The organism is Marinobacter sp. PE14 (assembly GCF_053566155.1).
In genome coordinates, this window is sequence record NZ_JBQXNY010000005.1 from 94,358 (window position 1) to 114,692 (window position 20,335).

The 20,335-nt window shown below is 56.6% G+C and carries 19 protein-coding genes; 15 read left to right on the top strand and 4 right to left on the bottom strand.

The window, feature by feature from the left end; translation table 11 throughout:
- The first annotated feature begins 11 nt into the window (after positions 1–11).
- The gene (gene cysB / locus ACWJ62_RS16450) at positions 12–989 is read left to right on the top strand and encodes an HTH-type transcriptional regulator CysB (RefSeq protein ID WP_008171800.1); all 978 of its coding nucleotides are present in this window, start codon (positions 12–14) and stop codon (positions 987–989) included.
- Positions 990–1,016: 27 nt separating this feature from the next.
- Here cysB and ACWJ62_RS16455 read toward each other — a convergent pair whose 3' ends face one another.
- A complete protein-coding gene (locus ACWJ62_RS16455; RefSeq protein WP_449287306.1) occupies positions 1,017–1,763 on the bottom strand; it encodes a phosphoadenylyl-sulfate reductase in 747 nt (248 codons plus the stop codon).
- Positions 1,764–1,973: 210 nt separating this feature from the next.
- Between ACWJ62_RS16455 and thrH the strand changes: the two genes are divergently transcribed.
- Positions 1,974–2,588, top strand: a complete 615-nt coding sequence (thrH, locus tag ACWJ62_RS16460) for a bifunctional phosphoserine phosphatase/homoserine phosphotransferase ThrH (RefSeq protein WP_449287172.1) — start codon at positions 1,974–1,976, stop codon at positions 2,586–2,588.
- Positions 2,589–2,638: 50 nt separating this feature from the next.
- Here thrH and pabB read toward each other — a convergent pair whose 3' ends face one another.
- Positions 2,639–4,000 carry an aminodeoxychorismate synthase component I gene (gene pabB, locus ACWJ62_RS16465; RefSeq protein ID WP_449287173.1) on the bottom strand — a complete coding sequence of 454 codons (1,362 nt, stop codon included), beginning with the start codon at positions 3,998–4,000 and terminating at the stop codon, positions 2,639–2,641.
- 220 nt (positions 4,001–4,220) lie between these two features.
- Between pabB and ACWJ62_RS16470 the strand changes: the two genes are divergently transcribed.
- Both ACWJ62_RS16470 and ACWJ62_RS16475 read left to right on the top strand, forming a co-directional pair.
- Entirely contained in the window at positions 4,221–4,772 is a 552-nt protein-coding gene (locus ACWJ62_RS16470) for a hypothetical protein (protein WP_449287174.1), read from the top strand.
- Between the two features lie 158 nt (positions 4,773–4,930).
- Positions 4,931–5,761 carry a DUF6160 family protein gene (locus ACWJ62_RS16475; protein WP_230706519.1) on the top strand — a complete coding sequence of 277 codons (831 nt, stop codon included), beginning with the start codon at positions 4,931–4,933 and terminating at the stop codon, positions 5,759–5,761.
- 134 nt (positions 5,762–5,895) lie between these two features.
- On the opposite strand, the gene ACWJ62_RS16480 is transcribed toward ACWJ62_RS16475, so the two are convergent.
- A complete protein-coding gene (locus ACWJ62_RS16480; protein WP_053115377.1) occupies positions 5,896–6,513 on the bottom strand; it encodes a hypothetical protein in 618 nt (205 codons plus the stop codon).
- Positions 6,514–6,702: 189 nt separating this feature from the next.
- Here ACWJ62_RS16480 and ACWJ62_RS16485 point away from each other — a divergent pair, with 189 nt between their 5' ends.
- The 10 genes from ACWJ62_RS16485 to ACWJ62_RS16530 all read left to right on the top strand — a co-directional run bounded on the left by ACWJ62_RS16485 (position 6,703) and on the right by ACWJ62_RS16530 (position 17,826).
- Positions 6,703–7,737: a DUF58 domain-containing protein gene (locus ACWJ62_RS16485; RefSeq protein ID WP_449287175.1), complete on the top strand. Its 1,035-nt coding sequence runs from the start codon at positions 6,703–6,705 to the stop codon at positions 7,735–7,737.
- Between the two features lie 5 nt (positions 7,738–7,742).
- Positions 7,743–9,809 carry a transglutaminase TgpA family protein gene (locus ACWJ62_RS16490; RefSeq protein ID WP_449287307.1) on the top strand — a complete coding sequence of 689 codons (2,067 nt, stop codon included), beginning with the start codon at positions 7,743–7,745 and terminating at the stop codon, positions 9,807–9,809.
- Positions 9,802–10,833, top strand: a complete 1,032-nt coding sequence (locus ACWJ62_RS16495) for a DNA polymerase III subunit delta' (RefSeq protein ID WP_449287176.1) — start codon at positions 9,802–9,804, stop codon at positions 10,831–10,833. Before ACWJ62_RS16490 ends, ACWJ62_RS16495 begins: the two co-directional genes overlap by 8 nt.
- Before the next feature lie 115 nt (positions 10,834–10,948).
- Positions 10,949–11,299: a PilZ domain-containing protein gene (locus tag ACWJ62_RS16500; RefSeq protein ID WP_008171779.1), complete on the top strand. Its 351-nt coding sequence runs from the start codon at positions 10,949–10,951 to the stop codon at positions 11,297–11,299.
- 13 nt (positions 11,300–11,312) lie between these two features.
- A complete protein-coding gene (locus ACWJ62_RS16505; protein ID WP_449287177.1) occupies positions 11,313–12,263 on the top strand; it encodes an alpha/beta fold hydrolase in 951 nt (316 codons plus the stop codon).
- On the top strand, positions 12,256–13,170 hold the full coding sequence (locus ACWJ62_RS16510; protein WP_449287178.1) for a DUF4892 domain-containing protein: 915 nt from the start codon (positions 12,256–12,258) through the stop codon (positions 13,168–13,170). The genes ACWJ62_RS16505 and ACWJ62_RS16510 overlap by 8 nt, the downstream gene beginning before the upstream one ends.
- A 5-nt stretch (positions 13,171–13,175) precedes the next feature.
- The gene (locus ACWJ62_RS16515; RefSeq protein ID WP_449287179.1) at positions 13,176–14,390 is read left to right on the top strand and encodes a patatin-like phospholipase family protein; all 1,215 of its coding nucleotides are present in this window, start codon (positions 13,176–13,178) and stop codon (positions 14,388–14,390) included.
- Positions 14,391–14,478: 88 nt separating this feature from the next.
- On the top strand, positions 14,479–15,381 hold the full coding sequence (gene prmB / locus ACWJ62_RS16520) for a 50S ribosomal protein L3 N(5)-glutamine methyltransferase (RefSeq protein ID WP_449287180.1): 903 nt from the start codon (positions 14,479–14,481) through the stop codon (positions 15,379–15,381).
- Positions 15,382–15,418: 37 nt separating this feature from the next.
- Positions 15,419–16,513: a chorismate synthase gene (aroC, locus tag ACWJ62_RS16525; protein WP_449287181.1), complete on the top strand. Its 1,095-nt coding sequence runs from the start codon at positions 15,419–15,421 to the stop codon at positions 16,511–16,513.
- A gap of 164 nt (positions 16,514–16,677) precedes the next feature.
- Positions 16,678–17,826 (top strand): MFS transporter, encoded by a 1,149-nt coding sequence (locus ACWJ62_RS16530; protein ID WP_449287308.1) that lies wholly within the window; start codon positions 16,678–16,680, stop codon positions 17,824–17,826.
- 3 nt (positions 17,827–17,829) lie between these two features.
- Here the strand turns inward: ACWJ62_RS16530 and ACWJ62_RS16535 are convergent, their stop codons facing one another.
- Positions 17,830–18,702, bottom strand: a complete 873-nt coding sequence (locus ACWJ62_RS16535) for a LysR family transcriptional regulator (RefSeq protein WP_449287182.1) — start codon at positions 18,700–18,702, stop codon at positions 17,830–17,832.
- A gap of 212 nt (positions 18,703–18,914) precedes the next feature.
- On the opposite strand from ACWJ62_RS16535, the gene leuC reads away from it, so the two are divergent.
- Positions 18,915–20,333 (top strand): 3-isopropylmalate dehydratase large subunit, encoded by a 1,419-nt coding sequence (leuC, locus tag ACWJ62_RS16540; RefSeq protein ID WP_449287183.1) that lies wholly within the window; start codon positions 18,915–18,917, stop codon positions 20,331–20,333.
- Positions 20,334–20,335: the final 2 nt, after the last annotated feature.

A 20,335-nucleotide genomic window follows, 5' to 3' on the forward strand; every position in this document is an offset into this window, starting at 1 on the left:
CAGCAGATTCAATGAAACTACAACAGTTGCGCTATATCTGGGAAGTTGCGCATCACGACCTGAATGTCTCAGCAACCGCCCAGAGTCTGTTCACGTCCCAGCCCGGTATCTCCAAACAGATCCGCCTGCTGGAGGACGAGCTGGGGCTTGAAGTGTTTGCCCGCAGCGGCAAGCATCTCACCAGAATCACACCAGGCGGCGAGATCATTATTCGCGAGGCCGGCGAAATCCTGCGGCGGGTTGAGGGCATCAAGAAGATTGCCCAGGAATTCAGTAACCAGCGAAAAGGTGATCTCAGCATCGCCACCACGCATACCCAGGCCCGTTATGCACTGCCCCCGATTATCAGTGGTTTTATAGAGGAGTACCCGGACGTCTCCCTGCATATGCATCAGGGCACGCCAATGCAGATCTCCGAAATGGCAGCCAGCGGGGCGGTCGATTTTGCCATTGCTACCGAGGGCATGGAGCTGTTTAACGACCTGATCATGATGCCATGCTACAAATGGAATCGGAGCGTCATCGTGCCGAAGGATCATCCACTGGCGAAACTGCCGGAACTGACACTACCGGAGCTGGCGGAATACCCGCTCGTGACTTACGTGTTCGGCTTTACGGGGCGCTCGAAACTTGATGAGGCGTTCCAGTCCCAGGGACTGACACCGAAAGTGGTATTTACTGCAGCGGATGCAGACGTGATCAAGACCTACGTAAGGTTGGGGCTCGGTGTGGGAATTGTCGCGAGCATGGCATTCGATCCAAAAACGGACACCGACCTCGTTGCGCTCGACGCCCGCAAGCTTTTCCGTCCCAGTGTCACACGACTCGGGTTCCGAAAGGGGACTTTCCTGCGGGGCTATATGTATGACTTTATTCACCGGTTCGCGCCCCATCTCACCAAAGAAAAGGTGGACGAGGCTGTTTCCCATCAGGGCAGCCGGTCTGAAATCGAAGAACTGTTCAAGGATGTCGAGCTGCCCACTCACTAAAAGGTGAGCGGGCAGGAGACGCCCGGGTTATTCCCGGGCGATCAGGTTGCCGGCATGGAGGCCGCATTCTTTCTGCGTGGCTTCTTCCCACCACCAGCGGCCTTCACGCTCATGCTGACCGGGCAGGACAGGACGGGTACAGGGCTGGCAGCCGATGCTGACAAAGCCTTTCTCGTGCAGTTCGTTGTAGGGTGCCTCGGACATCCGGATGTAGTCCCAGACTTCTTTTGACGTCCAGTTAGCCAGTGGGTTGAACTTCACCAGTGTTTTTTCATCCGTCGAGAAGGCGGTGTCTTCCTGAACCACCGGCACGTCGTTGCGGGTGCCCGGGCTCTGGTCCTTGCGCTGCCCGGTAATCCAGGCGTCAACCGTCGCCAGCTTGCGGCGCAGGGGGTTGACCTTGCGAATGCCGCAGCATTCACTGTGTCCATCCTGGTAGAAGCTGAACAGGCCTTTCTTGTTAACCAGATCCTGAACTTCCTGGGCGTCTGGAAACAGAACCTCGATCTCGATGCCGTAGTGCTTGCGCACCCGCTCAACAAACTCGTAGGTTTCCGGATGCAGGCGGGCTGTATCCAGGGTAAAAACCCTCAGGTTATCGGTCAGTTTGTGTGCCATTTCAATCAGCACGACATCCTCTGCGCCACTGAAAGAGATGGCGATGTTGTCGTACTGTTTCAGGGCGGCTTTGAGAATCGAACGGGGACTCTGTCCTTCGAGCTCTTCCCGCAAGGTTTGAATATCGGTCATGGCCCGGGATTGCCTTGTCTTGATGTGCAAAAAGATCTAAACGTACGAAAAGGCTACCATTAAATGCCTCATATCCTGAAGGAATGACGATCTATATAGTTATTCCGCGCTTAAAAGCCAGGGGTTACACTTCTACGATGCAATCCCGCCCGGTTTTTCTTATCATACGCTCCGAATAGCGGCACAGACGGACAAACCGACGTTGCCCTTAACCAATTGAAGCAGGAGATCGTTGTGGAACTGGCATGCCTTGACCTTGAAGGAGTATTGATCCCGGAAATCTGGATCGCGTTCGCCGAAAAGACCGGCATTGAAGAGCTCAAGGCGACCACCCGCGATATTCCGGATTATGACGTGCTGATGAAGCAGCGCCTCAATCTGCTGGACCAGCACGGCTATGGCCTTCCGCAAATCCAGGAGGTGATCGGCGAGCTGGACCCGTTGCCCGGTGCCCGTGAGTTCCTCGACTGGCTGCGTGAGCGTTTCCAGGTCGTGATTCTGTCCGACACCTTCTACGAATTCGCCATGCCCCTTATGAAGAAGCTGGGTTATCCGGCGTTGCTGTGTCATAAGCTTGAAGTCGCAGACGACGGCCAGATCACCAATTACCTGCTGCGCCAACGCGACCCCAAGCGCCAGTCCGTGAGGGCATTCCAGTTGCTGAATTACCGGGTGATTGCGGCCGGTGATTCCTACAACGACACCACCATGCTGGGACAGGCCGAAGCCGGCATACTGTTCCACGCTCCACAGAACGTGATTGATGAGTTCCCGCAGTTCCCTGCGGTGCACAACTTCGAGGATCTCAGGCAGGAGTTTCTCAAGGCGAGTGCTATTCACAACGCCTGAGCCAAAAGCTGAAAATGGGGTCAGATGAAAGCTTTCTTCTGACCCCTTGCCTACGCTTTCTCAATAACCAATTCTTCCAGAAACCGCATTAAAGACCCGACTTTTGCGAGCGTCTCCTGATACTCATCCTCGGGATCTGAATCCGCAACAATACCGCCACCACCCCAGCACCGAATGGTGCCCTGACCGTCACACAGCATGGTTCGAATCGCAATATTGCTGTCCAGCGTGCCATCCAGTCCGCGATAGAAAATCGAGCCGCAGTAGGGGCCACGCCAGTGGGGCTCAAGCTCCCGGATGATTTCCATAGCCCTGATCTTCGGCGCACCCGTAATGGAACCACCCGGGAAGGCATCAAACAGAGCCTTCAACGGCGTAACACCGTCGGCAAGTTCCGCGCGAATGTGGCTGACGAGGTGATGAACGTTCCTGTAGGACTCAAGAGCAAAGAGCTTGTCGACTTTCACGCTGCCAGGCTTTGCGTTCAGGCCCAGATCATTCCGGAGCAGGTCGACGATCATCAGGTTTTCGGCGAGGTCCTTTTCGGAGCCTTCCAGTTCAGAGGCGTAGGCCAGATCTGTTTCCGGCGTACTGCCTCTTGGCCTGGTGCCCTTGATGGGGCTGGTGGTTACGGTGCGATCGTGTATCTCGAGAAAACGTTCGGGGGAGACCGATAGGATGGATGCCTCTCCGGCTCGGATGAAACCACTGTAGGGCGTTGGATTAGAATCCGAAAGCGCCTGGAATGCTTCCCAGGGATCCCCTGTGAAACCGCCAGAAAATTCCTGCGAGAGATTCGCCTGATAACAATCTCCGGCCTCAATGTATTGGCGAACCCTTTCTACGCTGGCCCTGAAGGCGCTCGGTGTTTGCCTGGGCTGAAATCGGGAAACCATAGACCATCCGGTGGTGGCTGCGGGTTCGTCCGAGCCCAGCCACTGCTCCAGCAGATCCCGTGTCTCACCAGGGCACTTCGGATGAATCCAGAGCCAATATTGATCTGTCTTGCGATTGTGACTTGCCGTCCAAAGGTAAAATCCTGCAGACATAAGGGGAGCATCCACAGATGGACAGAGCTCCCTGAGACGGCTTTCCCTGACATACCCGAGCTCATAACCGAGAAATCCAATCCACCCGCCGGACAGGCATTCCGGGTTGGGTTCCTGTTCGATCTGGAACTGGCGGACGAGGCTTTCCATGCTCTGCGCAAGCTGATCGGAGCAGAAATCCGGAGGCACAGGGTATTGGAGTACTTCGGTGGCGCGAGCTCTGGCAGAAAAACCGCTGAAGACTCCTCGGGCGGGGCCGTGACCGACACTCCCGATATAGGCGAAATCCGCTTCCCGGCAGGCATGGCTTAGCAGGCGATGGTAGCCATCCCGATTGAGTTCACGCGTGGTTGCCGGGTTCAAGGTCCCTCCGGATTCTTCGAGAAATGATAAACAGCACACAAAACGGGCGTTGTCGCGTTTGCTGAGCCGCTGCTCTAATGAGGGGCTGTTCCAGTTGGGCGCCAATTTGGGGCGCTAGCCGATATTCTAACTGAGTTTGGCGGCCATTCTTAATACAAAAAAATCAGAAGTTTGCTGTCATGAGCCGATGGCGAACCTTGAATGAGACGGGAGAAAGCTAATGAAAAATACTTCGAGGGCAGTGCGGGCCACAATGTTTCTGATCTTTCTGATTCTGCCTTTGGGAGAGTTGTATGCGCAGAGTGGAGGTGCCACCGAGGATGAGGTCAAACAAATGGTGCAGAAACAGTTTGAGCGAATGTATCAAAAAGGCGTCGATAACCTCTCAGACCGAATTGTAGTGTCCGGTGGCGTAAAGCCGTTCGCTGTGGTGACGGATACCGGCGACAAGACCAAGGCGATCCGTATCAAGCAGGCTGAAGAGATGCCCGCGGAAATGGCTCTAGAGGTCCTCCGTCGTTCCCTGATTGCGCTGGTCAAGAAGGGCAAGATCGGGGCAACCGCCATCTTCTATACAGCGGATAACCCTAACAAGGAGGCCAACGCCGAAAAGGTTCTGGTTGTGGAGATGGAACATATTTTCGGACCGACGCTGGCCCAGCTGGTGCCCTTTACCATCAAAGAGGGCAAGGCTCGTTTCGGTGACCAGGTTGTCGTGGACATGGAGAAGCAGATATTCAATATCAAGGTTGATGAGGAAGCCGCCGAATGATCCAGTCATGTCGGACAATCTAATTATTGTTTACTGTGAAGGTGGTCACGGAACATTTTGTTACCTCTGACGTACTCTGTAGCCGTGCAGATACAAAAGTAAACCAAACAGTCTGCATGCATGGAAATAAAAACAATTTGTTCCGAAAGGAGAACGTTATGAAAGGCCTGAAGAAACTCGCACTGGCAACTGCCGTTGCTGCAGCTCCGTTTGCAGCCCACGCTGACCTGAAAGCACTGGATGACAGTGCCATGGGCAACGTGACCGGTCAGGCTGGTGTAACCATCGAACTGGAAACTGAAGTAAGCATCGGTGAGTTCCGCTACACCGACGAAGGTTACCTCGCAGTGAACGACATCTACATTGGTGGCGGCTCTGTTGAGCGTGATGTAGACGGTAACGTGACCGGTGTGGACGGCTCACTTGATGACTTGCTGATTGACATCGATGTAGAAGCCGATGGCGATGCAGTTATCGACGTTCACAGCATTTCCGGCGCTCCGATCGACTATGCTGTTGGTGTTGGTTCTGCTTCCCTGAACGCAACCGATGGCAGCGGCGACAGCACTCTGCTGGCCAGCAACATCGGCATTGAAGGTAACCTTGGGCTGTTGAACATCCGTGTTGATACTGCGACTGACAACCTGATCATGAACGTTGGCTTCAACGTGACTGACATGGACATGGACGTAGATTTCCTTGGCGTGAATGTGCGTGATCTGACAGTTTACGGTGCACAGTACTTCGAGCAGGTTGAAACCAGCGGCCAGCCTACCGATGCCGCAGGTCTGTTCGCTTCAGCACAGATTACCGTTGGAAAAGGCACATCTGCTGCTACTGGCAACGACGCGCTTGAAATCAGCGTTCCACAGTTCGTAGCTGATATCGGTGTTGGCGCTGTTGAGATCGGCGGGGAGTCTATCGGTTCCTTCCGTATGGACAACCTGGCCGTTACCAATACCACCATGAAGGTTTATGGTCACCAGTAATCTGACCTGAAACTAGTGTTGGTGAAACGCCCCGCTCCGCGGGGCGTTTTTATTGGCTAGAAGAAAACTCGAGCCAATAAAAAACGGCAGCCAATCCTGGCTGCCGTTTTCAAATCGAATCAACGAATTCTGCGTTACTGATCCGGCACCGCAATAGAAAGATCAAACCCACCACCAGGCCTTGGGGTCAAAGTAACCGGCCCTTCATTGATAGCTTGTGGAACCTGGATCTGGTCAATCCCCGGCGGGTTACCAATGCTGAAATTCAGGTTTTGCCCATCAAAGCCAATTCCCAGTTGATCGTTAAGAAACGTCTGTGTAAAAGGCTCCTCTGGAATCTGGGCCTGCTGTCCGAAGATTATCGGTGGAATCGTTGGCGTAAACTCAGCCGGCGGCTGAGCCCGGGCGATTTCTTCCTGGGGCAGGAGCAGGGCGCGCCGTAGAAATTCCTCTTCGGCGTTTTCCAGCGCATCGGTCTTGCCTTCATCAACGTACCTTTGCAGGGCGTCCCGGTAGGCTTCTTCTTCCGCTTCGGTCAGCACCGGTTCGCCGGGAGAAATAGTGAGGGAGCGCAGAATGCGTTGCCGGTCGGCGTCGGATTTCTTCCGCTCTTTGGGCACAACAATAACGGCGGAATCCTTCACGTAGGTTTCCACCATTTCGTCTGAGGTCATGGTCTGAACGCCAGCATAGGCAGGTAAAGCAACAACCAGACTGCTGATGGCGCTGGTGAGCAGGTGTCGGCGTTTCATAATCTGGACCCTTGTTGTTTAAAAAATACGCTCCCTGAGCCGAGTATTCGGTTTGTAGGACAGGAATTCAAGCTGGAAGATCCGGGATTGTGATCAGAATCTTTCATTTTTCGGTACTGTTATTAATCACAGCAAAATCATGGTCGAATACCATGAACTTTTTTGGCGTTGCAGGGCCTCAGTGACACTATGAAAAATCCGTTCAGAAACCGATTTCGTCGCTGGATTAACCGACGGATTCCGCGGTCCGATCTCCAGATCTTCAGTCAGAAAAACATCTTCATTCTGCCCACCGGGGCAGGGGTCGTGTTTGGGCTTTTGCTGGTCATCATGCTGTTAACCGGCATCAATTATCAGAACAGCCTCATTTACCTGACTACCTTCCTGCTGGGCGCTGTGTTTGTCGGGGCCATGCACCAGACCCATCGGAACCTGTCGGGCCTTGAACTCACCCTGGTTCAGCCGGGAGAAGGTTTTGCCGGCGATGATATCCCTTTCCGCCTTCGTTTGAAGGCTGGTCGGGATGATGCCATCGCCATGCTGCTCTCTTGCGAGGAATCCGGTCTTGCGCCGGTGCACGTCCACTCAGGGCAGTCTGAGGATGTCACTTTGCCGGTTCATTCCGCTCATCGGGGCTATTTGCGGCCCGACCGGGTTCGTATCGAAACCCGTTTTCCGTTTGGTCTTCTGAAGGCCTGGTCCTGGCTTCGGCCGGTGTCAGCCGGGGTTGTGTTCCCACGGCCGGTTCCTGCGCCAGAGGCTTTCAGCACCGTCGAGGATGGCGAGGAGTCTGCGGAGGCACGGTCCGTTGAAGGTAACGATCATGCCGATATCCGGCCCTGGCGGGAAGGTGATCTGAGCCAGCGGGTGCTTTGGAAGCGGTTTGCACGAACCGGGCAGATGGTGGTTGCCGACTGGGAGGGTGAGCAGGGCAGTCCCTACTGGCTGGATTTTAATGCCTATCCGGGCGCGGATTATGAACTGCGGCTGAGTTACCTGGCGTATCTGGTAAACGAACGTGGCCGCAGTGGTGTGCGGTTTGGATTGAATCTTCCGGGGCAGATCATCGAGCCTGATTCCGGTCCGGCCCATGCGGCCCGGTGCCTCCGTGTATTGGCAACTTGGGGTGAGGAGCGGCCGCGGGATGCGATGGCTGAGCCCCATGGAACGCGAAAGAAACCAAGAGAGACAACTTCCCAGTGGGTTGCGGAGGGTCAGGCTTGAGTTTAATGGACCGCCTGAGAGGCAATGAGTCGGACGAAGGGACGACGACCAATCTGCCTTCCAGGGCTTTGCTCTGGCTGATTGCCAGTTTTGCCCTGTTGCTGTCGCCCCAGTGGGACCGTCTGCCCCTGTGGCTGATCGCCGCCTGTGCAGTGTTGGCCGCATGGCGATGGCTGGCGCAGTACGGGCGGGTAAGGCTTCCCGGCCGCTTGTTGCGCACCGGAATCATGCTGGTGTTGATTGGTGTTTATGTCGCAACGGTTCAGGGGCGGTTTACGGTGGACACTGCCGCCTCGTTTTTTGTTCTGGCGGTGGGTCTCAAATGGCTGGAGACCCGGTCAGTCAGGGACTTCTATGTTCTGTTTTTTATCCTTGTCTATCTGGCAACGGTCAATTTTCTGTTCCATCAGGAGATTCTGTGGGCCCTGGTGAATTTCGCCGGCATAGCGCTATTGCTGGTGGGGTTACAGGTGCTGAATGCGCCGGAATTACCCGGGGGAATGACCTCTGGCTGGCGCAGACTGGGTGGGATGTTCCTGAAGACACTGCCGATTGTGGTCCTGTTGTTTGTTTTCTTCCCGCGGATGTCGCCTTTGTGGAGCGTGCCGCTCGTTTCGGGTGAGGCTCGCACCGGCATCAGCGACACCATGCGACCCGGGGATATTTCCAACCTTGCCCAGAGCAGTGAGAGGGCGTTCCGGGTAACCTTTGGCGGCGAGATGCCCGCCTATCGGGATCGTTACTGGCGGGGGCTTATTCTCGACTATCTGGATGGAGAAACCTGGCGCCAGGGTCAACAGGAGGCATTTCGTCCGCTGGGCCGCGTGGCGGTTGACGGTGGCATCGGTGAGCTTGAGCCAAACCAGTATGACGTGTTACTCGAACCGACTGATCAGCGCTGGGCATTCGCCCTGGAAAGTTCCCGTGCGGTATCGGATAACGTGTTCGAAGACAGCGCCGATCTTTTCCGTTTCCGGCGGCCGGCTGACAGTCCGGTGCGTTACAGGCTGGCACTCGAGAGCGAGGCGTCTGTTGCCGAAACACAAAGCGCTGCCGAACTGCGCCGTTATCTGCAGTTGCCGCAGGAAGGCAACCCCAGAGCGCGAGACTTTGCGCGGGAACTTCGCCGCACGATGGGCGACGAGCAGGTCGTTCGTACCCTGTTGCAGCGTTTTCGAGAACAGGAATACTTTTACACTCTCAGACCTCCTGGCATGCCTGAAGACGGCATTGATTCCCTGCTTTTCGACGAGAAGCGAGGGTTTTGCGCCCACTATGCTGGCGCAACCACCTTCGTGTTGCGCGCTGCCGGTATTCCCTCGCGCGTTGTTGTCGGCTATCAGGGGGGCGAAAACGGGGCAGGGGGCGATTATCTGATTGTGCGGCAGTACGATGCCCATGCCTGGGTTGAGGCCTACATTGACGGCCGCGGATGGGTGAGAATCGATCCGACGGCCGCCATTGCACCGGATAGGATTGAGTCAGGCCTGAGAGATGCGATGGCAGAGGAGGGATCCTTCCTGGAAAACAACTGGGCCTCTCCCCAGCGTTATGCGGATGTTGCCCTGGTGCAATGGGCAAGTCTTCAGTTGGATCGAATCAACTACCAGTGGCAGCGCTGGGTCGTTGGCTATCAGGGCCAGAGCCAGATGGATCTGATGTCCAGGTTGCCCGGTGGTTTTGGAATGCGCGAATTGGGATACATGACGGCAGGTATCGTTGGTGCCGGCTTGCTAATCGCTGGACTCATTTCCGCGTTTCAGATGCGCCGCGGAGAACGGCGAGACGCGTTCCGGAGGGTGGTGGATACGTGGCACCGTCTGTGCGCGAGTGCAGGCGTGCCTGTCCGTCACGGTGAAACGCCGTCGGTTCTTGCATCAAGACTGGCAAAAGCAGAACCGGCTGCAGGGGATTCTGCCAGGCTTTTTGCCCGGATGGTGAACAGCCATTACTATAGCGCTGGTAAAGACGACGAGGGCGTTGAGCAGTTGAAGCGTATGCGCCGCTTGCTTGCAACCATGAAGCGCCAACTGCGCAGATCCGGAACCCGCACAGGAAGACCCAGTGACTGATATTGCCCAAGACATGCCCTGGCTGCGCCGTGCCTGGCAGACGGTTCAGAGCCGGGTCGCAGAAGACCGACTCCCCCACGCTCTTATACTCGTTGGTGAGTGTGGTGTGGGTAAGCGGGCCTGGGCAGAGGCTGTCGGCGGGCTGCTGCTGTGCGATCAGCCATTGGGTCGTGAAGCGGGCCAGCCCATTGCCTGTGGCCGCTGTAAACAATGTGAACTTCTGGCAGCCGCCAGCCACCCGGATATCCGGATTTATGCGCCGGAAAAGTCCCGTATGGTCAAGGTGGATCAGGTCAGGGCTCTTTCGTCGTTTGCGGTGGCGTCTCCGCAGGTGGCCCACCATAAAGTGGCGATTATTGACCGGGCGGATCAGTTGAACATCAATGCGGCGAACGCATTGCTCAAGACCCTTGAAGAGCCGCTGCCCGACGTGACCTTGATTCTGTTGCAGGAGAGCGGTCGTCCGGTCCTGCCGACTATCCGGTCCCGATGCCAGACATTGACGGTTCCGGTGCCCGGTAACAGCGAAGCGAACCAGTGGCTCGCCAGTCGGGTAAACGATCTTCCCGAAGATGCACAACCGTCTGTAGATGTTCTGGCCAAAGCTTTGATGCTGGCGGGCAATGCACCGAGGTTGGCACTGGACTATGCAACAGGTGATTTCATCGGTTTGCGGGACACGGCCCTCGACCGATTCAAGGATTTCATGAAGTCCAGGATTCCGGTCGGTGAGGCCGCGCGGGCGTTCAAGTCCATGGGCCTGGAGGATACGCTTTGGTTGTTCGAAACCTGGGCGGCTGATCTGGCACGTTTGATAGTGGGGGGCAGTGCTCGGGACGCCGATGCCGCCGATATGCTCGGCTTTCTGGCCAAAACGACGCCCGGTTGGCGGGCCCACGAGTTGCTCGATATGGTGAAGGAGTCACGGGCAGCGGGTGTCTACAATGCCAGCCCCGAGCTGGAAGCCAGTCGCCTTCTGATCGCCTGGCAAAAGCTGATGCCGGTGAAACGCCCGGTGGCCTAGCAGATATCCCGGCAGAATTGCGCCTTTGAGGGCAACAACTGCTATGATTCCGGAATGAAAGGGATTTTTAGATCCCGATAACCGTTCAAAACGATCTAAGAGAAAGGTGTCAGTTATGGGGCCAGGTTTTGGTGCGCGCAGTGGCATACTCACCCTGACAATTAAAGATAAAGCAGTGCTCTACGCGGCGTACATGCCTTATATCCGCCAGGGTGGTCTGTTCATCCCGACCCAGAAACAATATCAACTGGGCGATGAAGTCTTTCTGCTTCTTAATCTGATGGACGAGCCCGAAAAAATTCCGGTCGCCGGCAAGGTAATCTGGATAACGCCCAAAGGTGCCCAGGGCAACCGCGCGGCGGGAATCGGTGTCCAGTTCAACGGTGATGACGAAACCGCCCGAACCAAGATTGAATCCTATCTGGCAGGCTCTCTGAGCTCCGATCGCCCCACCCATACAATGTAAAGGCGGAGCCTGGATGAGCGACATGTCGTTTCCCACGGACACCCCCGGAAACCAGGTCATAGGCGAAAGCATTGCAGAGCCCGCCCGGGCGTTTCGCGAGTCCGATTGGAAACTCCGGCATATAACCCTGGCAGGCCTTAGTTGGCCCTCGATTCCCGGTGCCCAGGGCAGAACTCCAATTATCATGCTGCATGGCTGGCTCGATAACAGCCTGACTTTTGTGAAGCTGGCACCGGAACTGGCGACACTCGGGCCCGTCTACGCGCTGGACTTTGCCGGGCATGGCCATTCCGGCCACCGCCCGGAGGGGCAAAGCTACCTCTTGATGGACTATGTGGCGGATCTGGCCGAACTGGTTGAGCGTTATTTCCAGGAAACGCCGGATGGCAGGATCAACCTGGTCGGGCACTCGCTCGGGGGGATTGTCGGAGCGCTCTATGCGGCTGCCTTTCCGGAGCGAATTCGAAACCTGGTGATGATCGACAGCCTGGGCGCATTGAGTCGTCCGGTTCAGGAAACCATTCCCCAGCTCCGAAAAGCTGTGAAAAAGCGCATCGCTGGCTCTGGCCGCCAGGTTGTCTATCCGGATATCGCCACGGCCGCCAAAGCCCGGGAGGGCGGGCTGAGCCCGCTCAGCCCCGAGGCCGCGCTGACGCTCATTCCGCGCAACATGAAACCCGAGGGAGAGGGCTACGTCTGGCAGACCGATCCCAGGTTACGGCACCCGTCTCCATTGATGATGACCGAAGAGCAGGTGCTGGCTTCGCTGTCCGCTATTGAAACCCGTGTACTTTTTGTCAGAGCCGATGCAGGACTTCTTTCGTACAGAAAGGATCTGGATCAACGCGCTGACGCTATCGCCAACCTCCAGATCGTAAACGTGCCGGGAGGTCACCATTGCCATCTGGATGGCGAGACCGGGCCGGCTGCAACCGCCATCAGACAATTTCTGGAAAATGAGTAATCGCTTGCTGAAATTACTGTTCACACGTTTCTTGGTTCCGATCCTCGGATTATTGGCACTGTCTTCCGGTGTACAGTCTGCTCCGGAGGCTATGCCCGAGGCCTATCAACAGTCGACGCTTGAAGATACGGTCTCGATTCAGTCGTCGGGACACCTGGTATTGTTCAGCCCCGTGAGGGAAGTCAATAACGAGATCCGCTCTGAAAGCCTGGCCCGCTTGCCCGTGACTGGAGAAGGGCGCCTGTATCGGATTGCCCGCGACTCGAGTCGCGAGGAGGCGCGGGATCACTACCTGGGTCTGTTGCGCCAGAGAAACGCCCAGATTCTGTTTGAGTGCTCAAGTATCCGTTGTGGAAGAAGCAACGTGTGGGCGAACCAGATCTTTAATCAGGCTGTTCTCTACGGTCGCGATGCAACCCAGGATTACCTGGTGGCGGGCACCGTTGCCGAGGACGGCGCTCGTTGGCTTACCCTCATTTACACGGTGACTCGCGGCAACCTTCGGGAGTACGTTTGGGTGGAGCACCTGCGGGTCGAATCCGGAGCGACGATTCCCGGCTTTGGCACCATGGCCAACCGCGTTGAAGGGCCGATTATTGTTCCCTGGCAAGGCGGTGTAACCTACCGGTTCGACTGGCAGGCAACGGATCGTAGGCGGGTGAATGATCTGGCCCGTGAAGAGGGAACGGTGGTTGCACTGGTGGGCTATTCTGTTTTGGAGACTGATGAGTCGTTCAGTGATGCGATGGAGCGTGCCCGCCTGGCTACCGAGTCGTTGTCGGAGGTCCTGTCCAAAACGGGCGTTTCACGGGCCCAGCAGGAGATAATCGTTGTGGGGCCGGCAGGCGTGTTCAGTGATCCAGACCGGCAGGGCGACCGGGTAGAAGTGGTAGTGATCTCGAGGTAATGATTATGGGCACATCAAAGGATGACGAGAAGGATCCAAAGGACAAGCCCTCAGAGAAAGATCCGCAGGACAACGTCTCTAAGGTCATGAGCAGCTCGGATGTTTCTGCTACCCGTGCTCCGGCAAACCCGGGAAAACTGGATAACCGAAACAAACCACGCAAGACGGTCGCTCTGGCTCTTGGCAGCGGCGGCGCCCGGGGCTATGCCCACATTGGCGCCATCGAAATTCTTGTAGAGCGCGGCTACGACATTGTCGCAATCTCAGGCTGTTCCATGGGAGCCTTGATTGGCGGGATGTTCGGCGCCGGCAAGATGCAAGACTACAAGGACTGGGTTACGGGTCTTGGCCAGTTTGATGTCCTGAAGCTGCTGGATGTCACCTTCAACTCGGTTGGGGCCATTCGCGGAGAGAAGATCTTTTCTGTCGTTCGGGAAATGCTTGGGGACACCCGGATTGAGGATCTGCCCATTTCCTTTACCGCCGTGGCTACGGATCTGCTTGCCCACAAGGAAATCTGGTTCCAGGAAGGTCCGTTGGATCAGGCCATACGTGCCTCTGTAGCGATTCCCAGCGTTGTCACGCCCCTGGTCCTCAATGGCCGGGTTCTGGTCGACGGAGCCTTGCTTAATCCGCTACCGATCATTCCGACCATCTCCTCCCACGCTGATATGATTGTGGCGGTCAACCTGAGTGGTGAGGATGACCGCAGACGCCGGATTCCGGATGCGGCGTTTTCTCCGGTGGAGCATGAAAACAAGGACATGGACGAATGGGTGGACACGATTCGTGAAAAAGCATCGCGCTGGTTCGACTGGGACGCCCTGAAATCCCTGACAGCCCGAAAGCCCGATAACGGTGACAGCCCGGAAGAAAAGATCAGTCGGGCAGTGCACAAGAAAGAGCATCAAAAGCAGACGGAGAAAAAACCGGCTGACAAGAAGAGCCAGGAAGAACACGAAACCATCGACTGGGACAAGCTCGGAATCGGCAAATTCGATGTGATGAACCTGACCATCGAGACCATGCAGAGCGCGCTGGTGCAGTACAAGATTGCCGGCTACCCACCGGATTTGCTGGTCAACGTCCCCAAGAATGCCTGTCGGAGTTACGATTATCACAAGGCGCCGGAGCTGATTCAGCTGGGCCGTGAACGGATGGCCGCTGCGCTGGACCGGTTTGAAGAAAGCCGGAACAGCTCCGGGCCACTGGCTATCTGAGTGATTTGTTGGCGGGTGCGGGCTGCAGTCGAGCGGATAAACAGCGTATAATTCCGCGCTGACACGCTCTTGCACAGGATGTACGTTAGTGACCAGCCCTATTGACGACCTTCACAGCGTTCGCGATTACCTCCGCTACGCCTCCTCTCGGTTTGCTGCTTCGCCTCTGTTTTTCGGTCATGGCACGGACAACGTCTGGGATGAAGCCGTTCAGCTGGTCATGCGTAGCCTGCACCTTCCCCTTGAAAACAACACGCTGTTCCTGGACGCCCGTCTAACGCGGGAAGAGCGGGAACTGGTTCTGGATAGAATCGGCCGGCGCGTGGATGAGCGCGTACCTCTCGCGTATTTGCTTGGTGAAGCCTGGTTTATGGGCATGCCCTTTCATGTTGACGAACGGGTGTTGGTACCGCGTTCGCCCATTGGTGAACTGATCGAGAATGGCTTTCAGCCGTGGCTGGGAGACAAGCCGGTGGAACGCATCCTTGATCTTTGCACCGGGAGCGGGTGCATTGGCATTGGTGCGGCGTCTGTTTTCGGCGAGGCGGAAGTGGACCTGTCGGATATTTCTCCGGATGCACTTGAAGTGGCTGAATCCAATATCGACCTTCACGGAGTCCGCGAGCGGGTCCGTACCGTACAATCCGATGTCTTTGACAATATCGAAGGCCGCTACGATGTGATCGTGAGCAACCCGCCCTATGTGGATGCAGGCGATCTCTCCAGCATGCCGGACGAATACCGCCACGAACCTGAGCTGGGGCTGGCCGCCGGTAAAGACGGTCTCGATATCGCTCACAGAATCATTGCCAAAGCGGGTGAGCATCTTACGCCTGGCGGGCTACTGGTCGTGGAAGTCGGTAACAGCTGGGTTGCAATGGATGAGACCTATCCGGATCTGCCACTGACCTGGCTGGAGTTCGAGAACGGGGGAGATGGCGTCTTTCTGATCACCGAGCCGGACCTTCGTCAGTGGCAGGCTTCCAGTTAAACTGAATTCTCATAAAAGCTGAACAAGATACTGAATTATGTCGGGAAACTCTTTCGGAAAACTGTTTACGGTTACCTCATTCGGCGAGAGCCACGGGCCTGCGCTGGGGTGTATCATCGATGGCTGCCCTCCGGGACTTGAACTTTCGGAAGCGGACATGCAGCGCGATCTGGATCGCCGTAAGCCGGGTACCTCCCGGCATACGACCCAGCGTCGTGAAGCCGACGAGGTGAGAATCCTGTCAGGCGTTTTCGAGGGCAAGACCACTGGAACACCGATTGGCCTGCTGATTGAAAACACCGATCAGCGGTCCAAGGATTACTCAAAGATCTCCGAACAGTTTCGTCCGGCTCACGCTGATTACACCTACATGCACAAATATGGTGTTCGCGACTATCGCGGCGGTGGTCGTTCGTCTGCCCGTGAGACTGCCATGCGGGTTGCTGCGGGTGCTGTTGCGAGAAAATTCCTGGAACAGCGCCTGGGTATCCGCATTCGCGGCTATCTGTCGCAACTGGGGCCCATCAAGGCCGAGAAACTGGATTGGGATCAGGTTCACCAGAACCCGTTCTTCTGCCCAGATGCGGACAAGGTTCCCGAGATGGAAGCTTATATGGATGCCCTGCGCAAGGAGGGGGATTCCATCGGTGCCCGGATTAATGTGGTTGCCGACGGTGTGCCACCGGGTCTTGGCGAGCCGATCTTTGACCGCCTGGATGCGGATCTTGCCCATGCACTGATGAGCATCAATGCGGTGAAGGGCGTCGAGATTGGCGCCGGTTTCGACAGCATTGACCAGAAGGGCACCGAACATCGTGACGAGATGACGCCGGAGGGGTTTCTGTCGAACAATGCCGGGGGTGTGCTGGGTGGCATTTCATCCGGCCAGCCGATTGTCGCCAGTATTGCGCTTAAGCCGACGTCGAGTTTGCGTTTGTCGGGCCGGAGCATTGATGTGAATGGCGATCCCTGTGAGGTAATTACCACCGGACGTCACGATCCCTGCGTCGGAATCCGGGCGACGCCGATCGCTGAGGCGATGATGGCCATTGTACTCATGGATCATTATCTGCGGCATCGGGGGCAGAATGCGGATGTGTCTGTGTCTACGCCGGTGATTGGGCAGCTCTGAGCCGGCTTGGGTGAAGCGGTTTCGGCGGGGCTGGCCTCCCAAAAAACGCCCGTGAATACTTCCCTGTAGGGCTTGGTCGCGCCATCCCTGGCGCTCCACATTTTTGGGAGGCCAGCCCCGCCAAAACCGCCACGCCTTTCCGATAGTCTGAGAGAGGTTTAGCTATTTACTTTCGACTCTCCAACCTCTATTTCTGGTTCTTCGCTCTTCTAGGCGGGCTCCTGCCGTATTGGTCTCTTTACCTTGAAGGGCAGGGCTTTTCCTACCTCCAGATCGCCACGCTCATGGCGACTATTCAGCTCACCAAAATCGTTGCTCCCAGTGTTTGGGGCTGGTTAGGGGACAAAACCGGCCAGCGAGTGCGTTTGGTGCGGTTCGGTGCCATTACCGGTTCGCTGTTCTTTGCCGGTGTGTTTATGGAGCCAGGGTTCTATGGCTTGCTGTTGGTGATGCTGGCGTTTACCTTTTTCTGGAATGCGATCCTGCCGCTCTATGAAGTGATCACGCTTCGTACACTGGGCGAGAACAAGGAGAAGTACGGGCGGGTTCGGCTATGGGGTTCGGTAGGGTTCATCGGGGCGGTTGCGCTGGTCGGCGGTTTGCTGGAGCGGGTGCCGATTCAGAATCTCCCGTGGCTGCTGCTGCCGGTGTTTGCGGGCATTGCTGTATCCGCGTTTCTGGTGCCTGCAGAGCGGGGTGAGCGAAAGCCGCCAGCGCCAAAAGGCAGTTTAAAGGCCATTGTCACGCACCCGGCGGTGGTGACGTTCTTCCTGATGAATTTCCTGCTTCAGGTTTCGCACGGAGCCTACTACACGTTCTTCAGTATCCATCTGGAGCAGCACGGGTACAGCAAGCTGTCGATTGGTTTGCTGTGGTCGCTGGGCGTGTTTGCGGAGATCGCACTGTTTCTGGTGATGCACCGGTTAACTCGCAATTTCACGGTTCGCCAGATTGCGATTGGCGCGCTTACGCTCACCATGATTCGTTGGGTACTGATCGCAGAACTGACGGATGTTGTCGTCGTTCTGCTATTCGCCCAGCTGCTTCACGCGGCATCTTACGGTGCGCTGCATGCGATCTCCGTCCAATACATCCAGGGCTTTTTCGGCAAACATCATCATGGTCAGGGTCAGGCCCTCTACAGCGGCCTGACTTTCGGTGCTGGCGGTGCCCTTGGGGCCTGGTTGTCGGGCTTCCTGGTGGATGGGTTCAGCACCTCGGCGGCTTTCTGGGGCGGTGCTGCGGCCATGGCCGTCGCAATCGTGGTCACCTGGCGAGGCCTTCGGCCGCCACCAGCCCATGGCGAGGGGTAAACCTCAGGCGCCTTCTTCTTCCTGCACGATGGTGAGCAAGGCTTTGGCCGCGTTGCTGAGCTGTCGCCCGGATAACCCGATTCCTCCGAGCACGCGGGAAACCGGCTTGCCCACATTCAGCACCCTAAGGCTGTCGTCAATCATGCGCAGGGGAAGGACACTCCAGCCCAGGCCCACACTGGTCATCATTTTTATGGTTTCCAGGTAGTTGGTTGGCATTTGGGGATTCAGGTGCAGATTCGCCTCCAGAAACAACCGGCTTACAACCCGATAGGTCGCGGTGCTGGTGTCCGGCAAAAGCGCAGGGTGGTTTGCAAGATCGTGCAGGCCCGGGTTCCTCAAAGACGCCAGAGGATGCTCGGCGCCCGCCACAAACACCATCCTGTCTGGCCACTGGGCAAACACATGAAAGCTCGGTTCCATGCTGTCGCTCAGTGTCACGAATGCCAGCTCCGCATTACGTTTCCGCATCTGTTCATAGGCGGCATCGGATTCCATGAATTGCAGGTTGATGGACACCTGAGGGTATTCCCGTTTGAACCGTCGCAGCCAATTCGGCAAATGGTGCAGACCGATGTGATGGCTGGCGATGATTTGCAGCTCTCCTTCGACCTGTCCAGAGTCCGGCGACAATGCCACTCGGGCATTGTGGATTTCATCAAGGATCCGACGTGCATGGGGAAGCAGCCGGCTGCCGGCATCGGTCAGACGAATCTGGCGGTGGCTCCGATCGATCAGGCTGGTGCCAAGCTGGTTTTCCAAAGCGGCCAGGCGCTTCGAGATGGCCGGCTGTGTCAGGTGCAGGGTTTCCGCGGCTTCTGAAAATGAGCCCTGATCGACAATGGTCAGAAAAGCTTTTAATGCGTTTGAATCCATGCTTTCGTTCCTGATTTTCAATCTGAGCGAAGGTCCCGAAGTCTGTTGAGAATCGCAGAGTCTGGGCAGTCTCCTACATGCGACCTTCACCGAAGTATAACCAAAACGGATGCCAAAGATAAAAAACATGAATTGAGGTTATCCAGCCCAAAGCGGTAAGATGTTGGCATCAAACGTCAGAACCAAAAACCCCCAGAGAGTGAGAGAGAACCATGGCGGGCAAGACCTTATACGATAAATTGTGGGACGATCATCTCGTCAAGCAGCGCGACGACGGCTCGGCTTTGATTTACATCGATCGCCAGTTGCTGCACGAAGTGACATCACCTCAGGCATTTGAAGGCCTGCGCCTGGCCGGACGTAAGCCGTGGCGGATTGATGCCAATATTGCGACGCCGGACCATAACGTGCCCACCACAGACCGTGACCGGGGTGTTGAGGGCATTGTTGACCCGGTTTCCCGGATCCAGGTGGAAACTCTGGACAAGAACTGCGATGAGTTCGGGATTCTTGAGTTCAAGATCAAGGACCAGCGCCAGGGTATTGTGCACGTTATCGGGCCCGAGCAGGGCGCGACTTTGCCGGGTATGAGCATTGTTTGTGGCGATTCCCACACATCTACTCACGGTGCTTTTGGCTGCCTTGCCCATGGTATTGGCACCAGTGAGGTTGAGCATGTGCTGGCCACCCAGTGCCTGGTTCAGCAGAAAATGAAGAACATGCTGGTGAAAGTGAACGGCAAGTTGGGGCCGGGCGTTACCGGTAAGGATGTCGTGCTGGCCATCATTGGCAAGATTGGGACTGCCGGTGGCACCGGTCACGCCATCGAGTTTGGCGGTGAGGCCATCCGGGGGCTGAGCATGGAAGCGCGGATGACTATTTGCAACATGTCCATCGAAGCTGGTGCCCGGGTTGGAATGGTGGCGGTTGATGACACCACCATCGAGTATGTCCGTAATCGTCCGTTCGGGCCCAAGGGTGAGCAATGGGATGCTGCGGTTGATTACTGGCGGACCCTGCATAGCGATAGCGATGCAGTCTTCGACAAGGTTGTTGAGCTCGAAGGCTCGGAAATCCAGCCGCAGGTGAGCTGGGGTACGTCGCCTGAAATGGTGGCCGGAATTGATGGCAAGGTGCCCGATCCGGAACAGGAAGCCGATCCGATCAAGCGTGAAGGCATTGTTCGCGCTCTCAAGTACATGGGTTTGCAGCCCAATATGGCGATTACCGATATCAAGCTGGATCGTGTGTTCATCGGCTCCTGTACCAACAGCCGGATTGAGGACCTGCGCGAGGCCGCGGCCGTGGTGAAAGGGCGGAAGGTGTCGCCGATTCTGAAGCAGGCCATGGTGGTTCCCGGTTCCGGGCTGGTGAAAGCCCAGGCGGAGCAGGAAGGTCTGGACAAGATCTTTATCGAGGCCGGTCTTGAGTGGCGCGACCCGGGGTGTTCGATGTGTCTGGCCATGAACGCCGACAAGCTGGGGCAAGGGGAGCATTGTGCTTCCACGTCGAACCGGAACTTCGAGGGCCGTCAGGGCTTTGGCGGGCGTACCCATCTGGTGAGCCCGGCCATGGCTGCTGCTGCCGCAGTAACCGGTCATTTCGTTGATGTCCGCGAACTGATGAACTGATC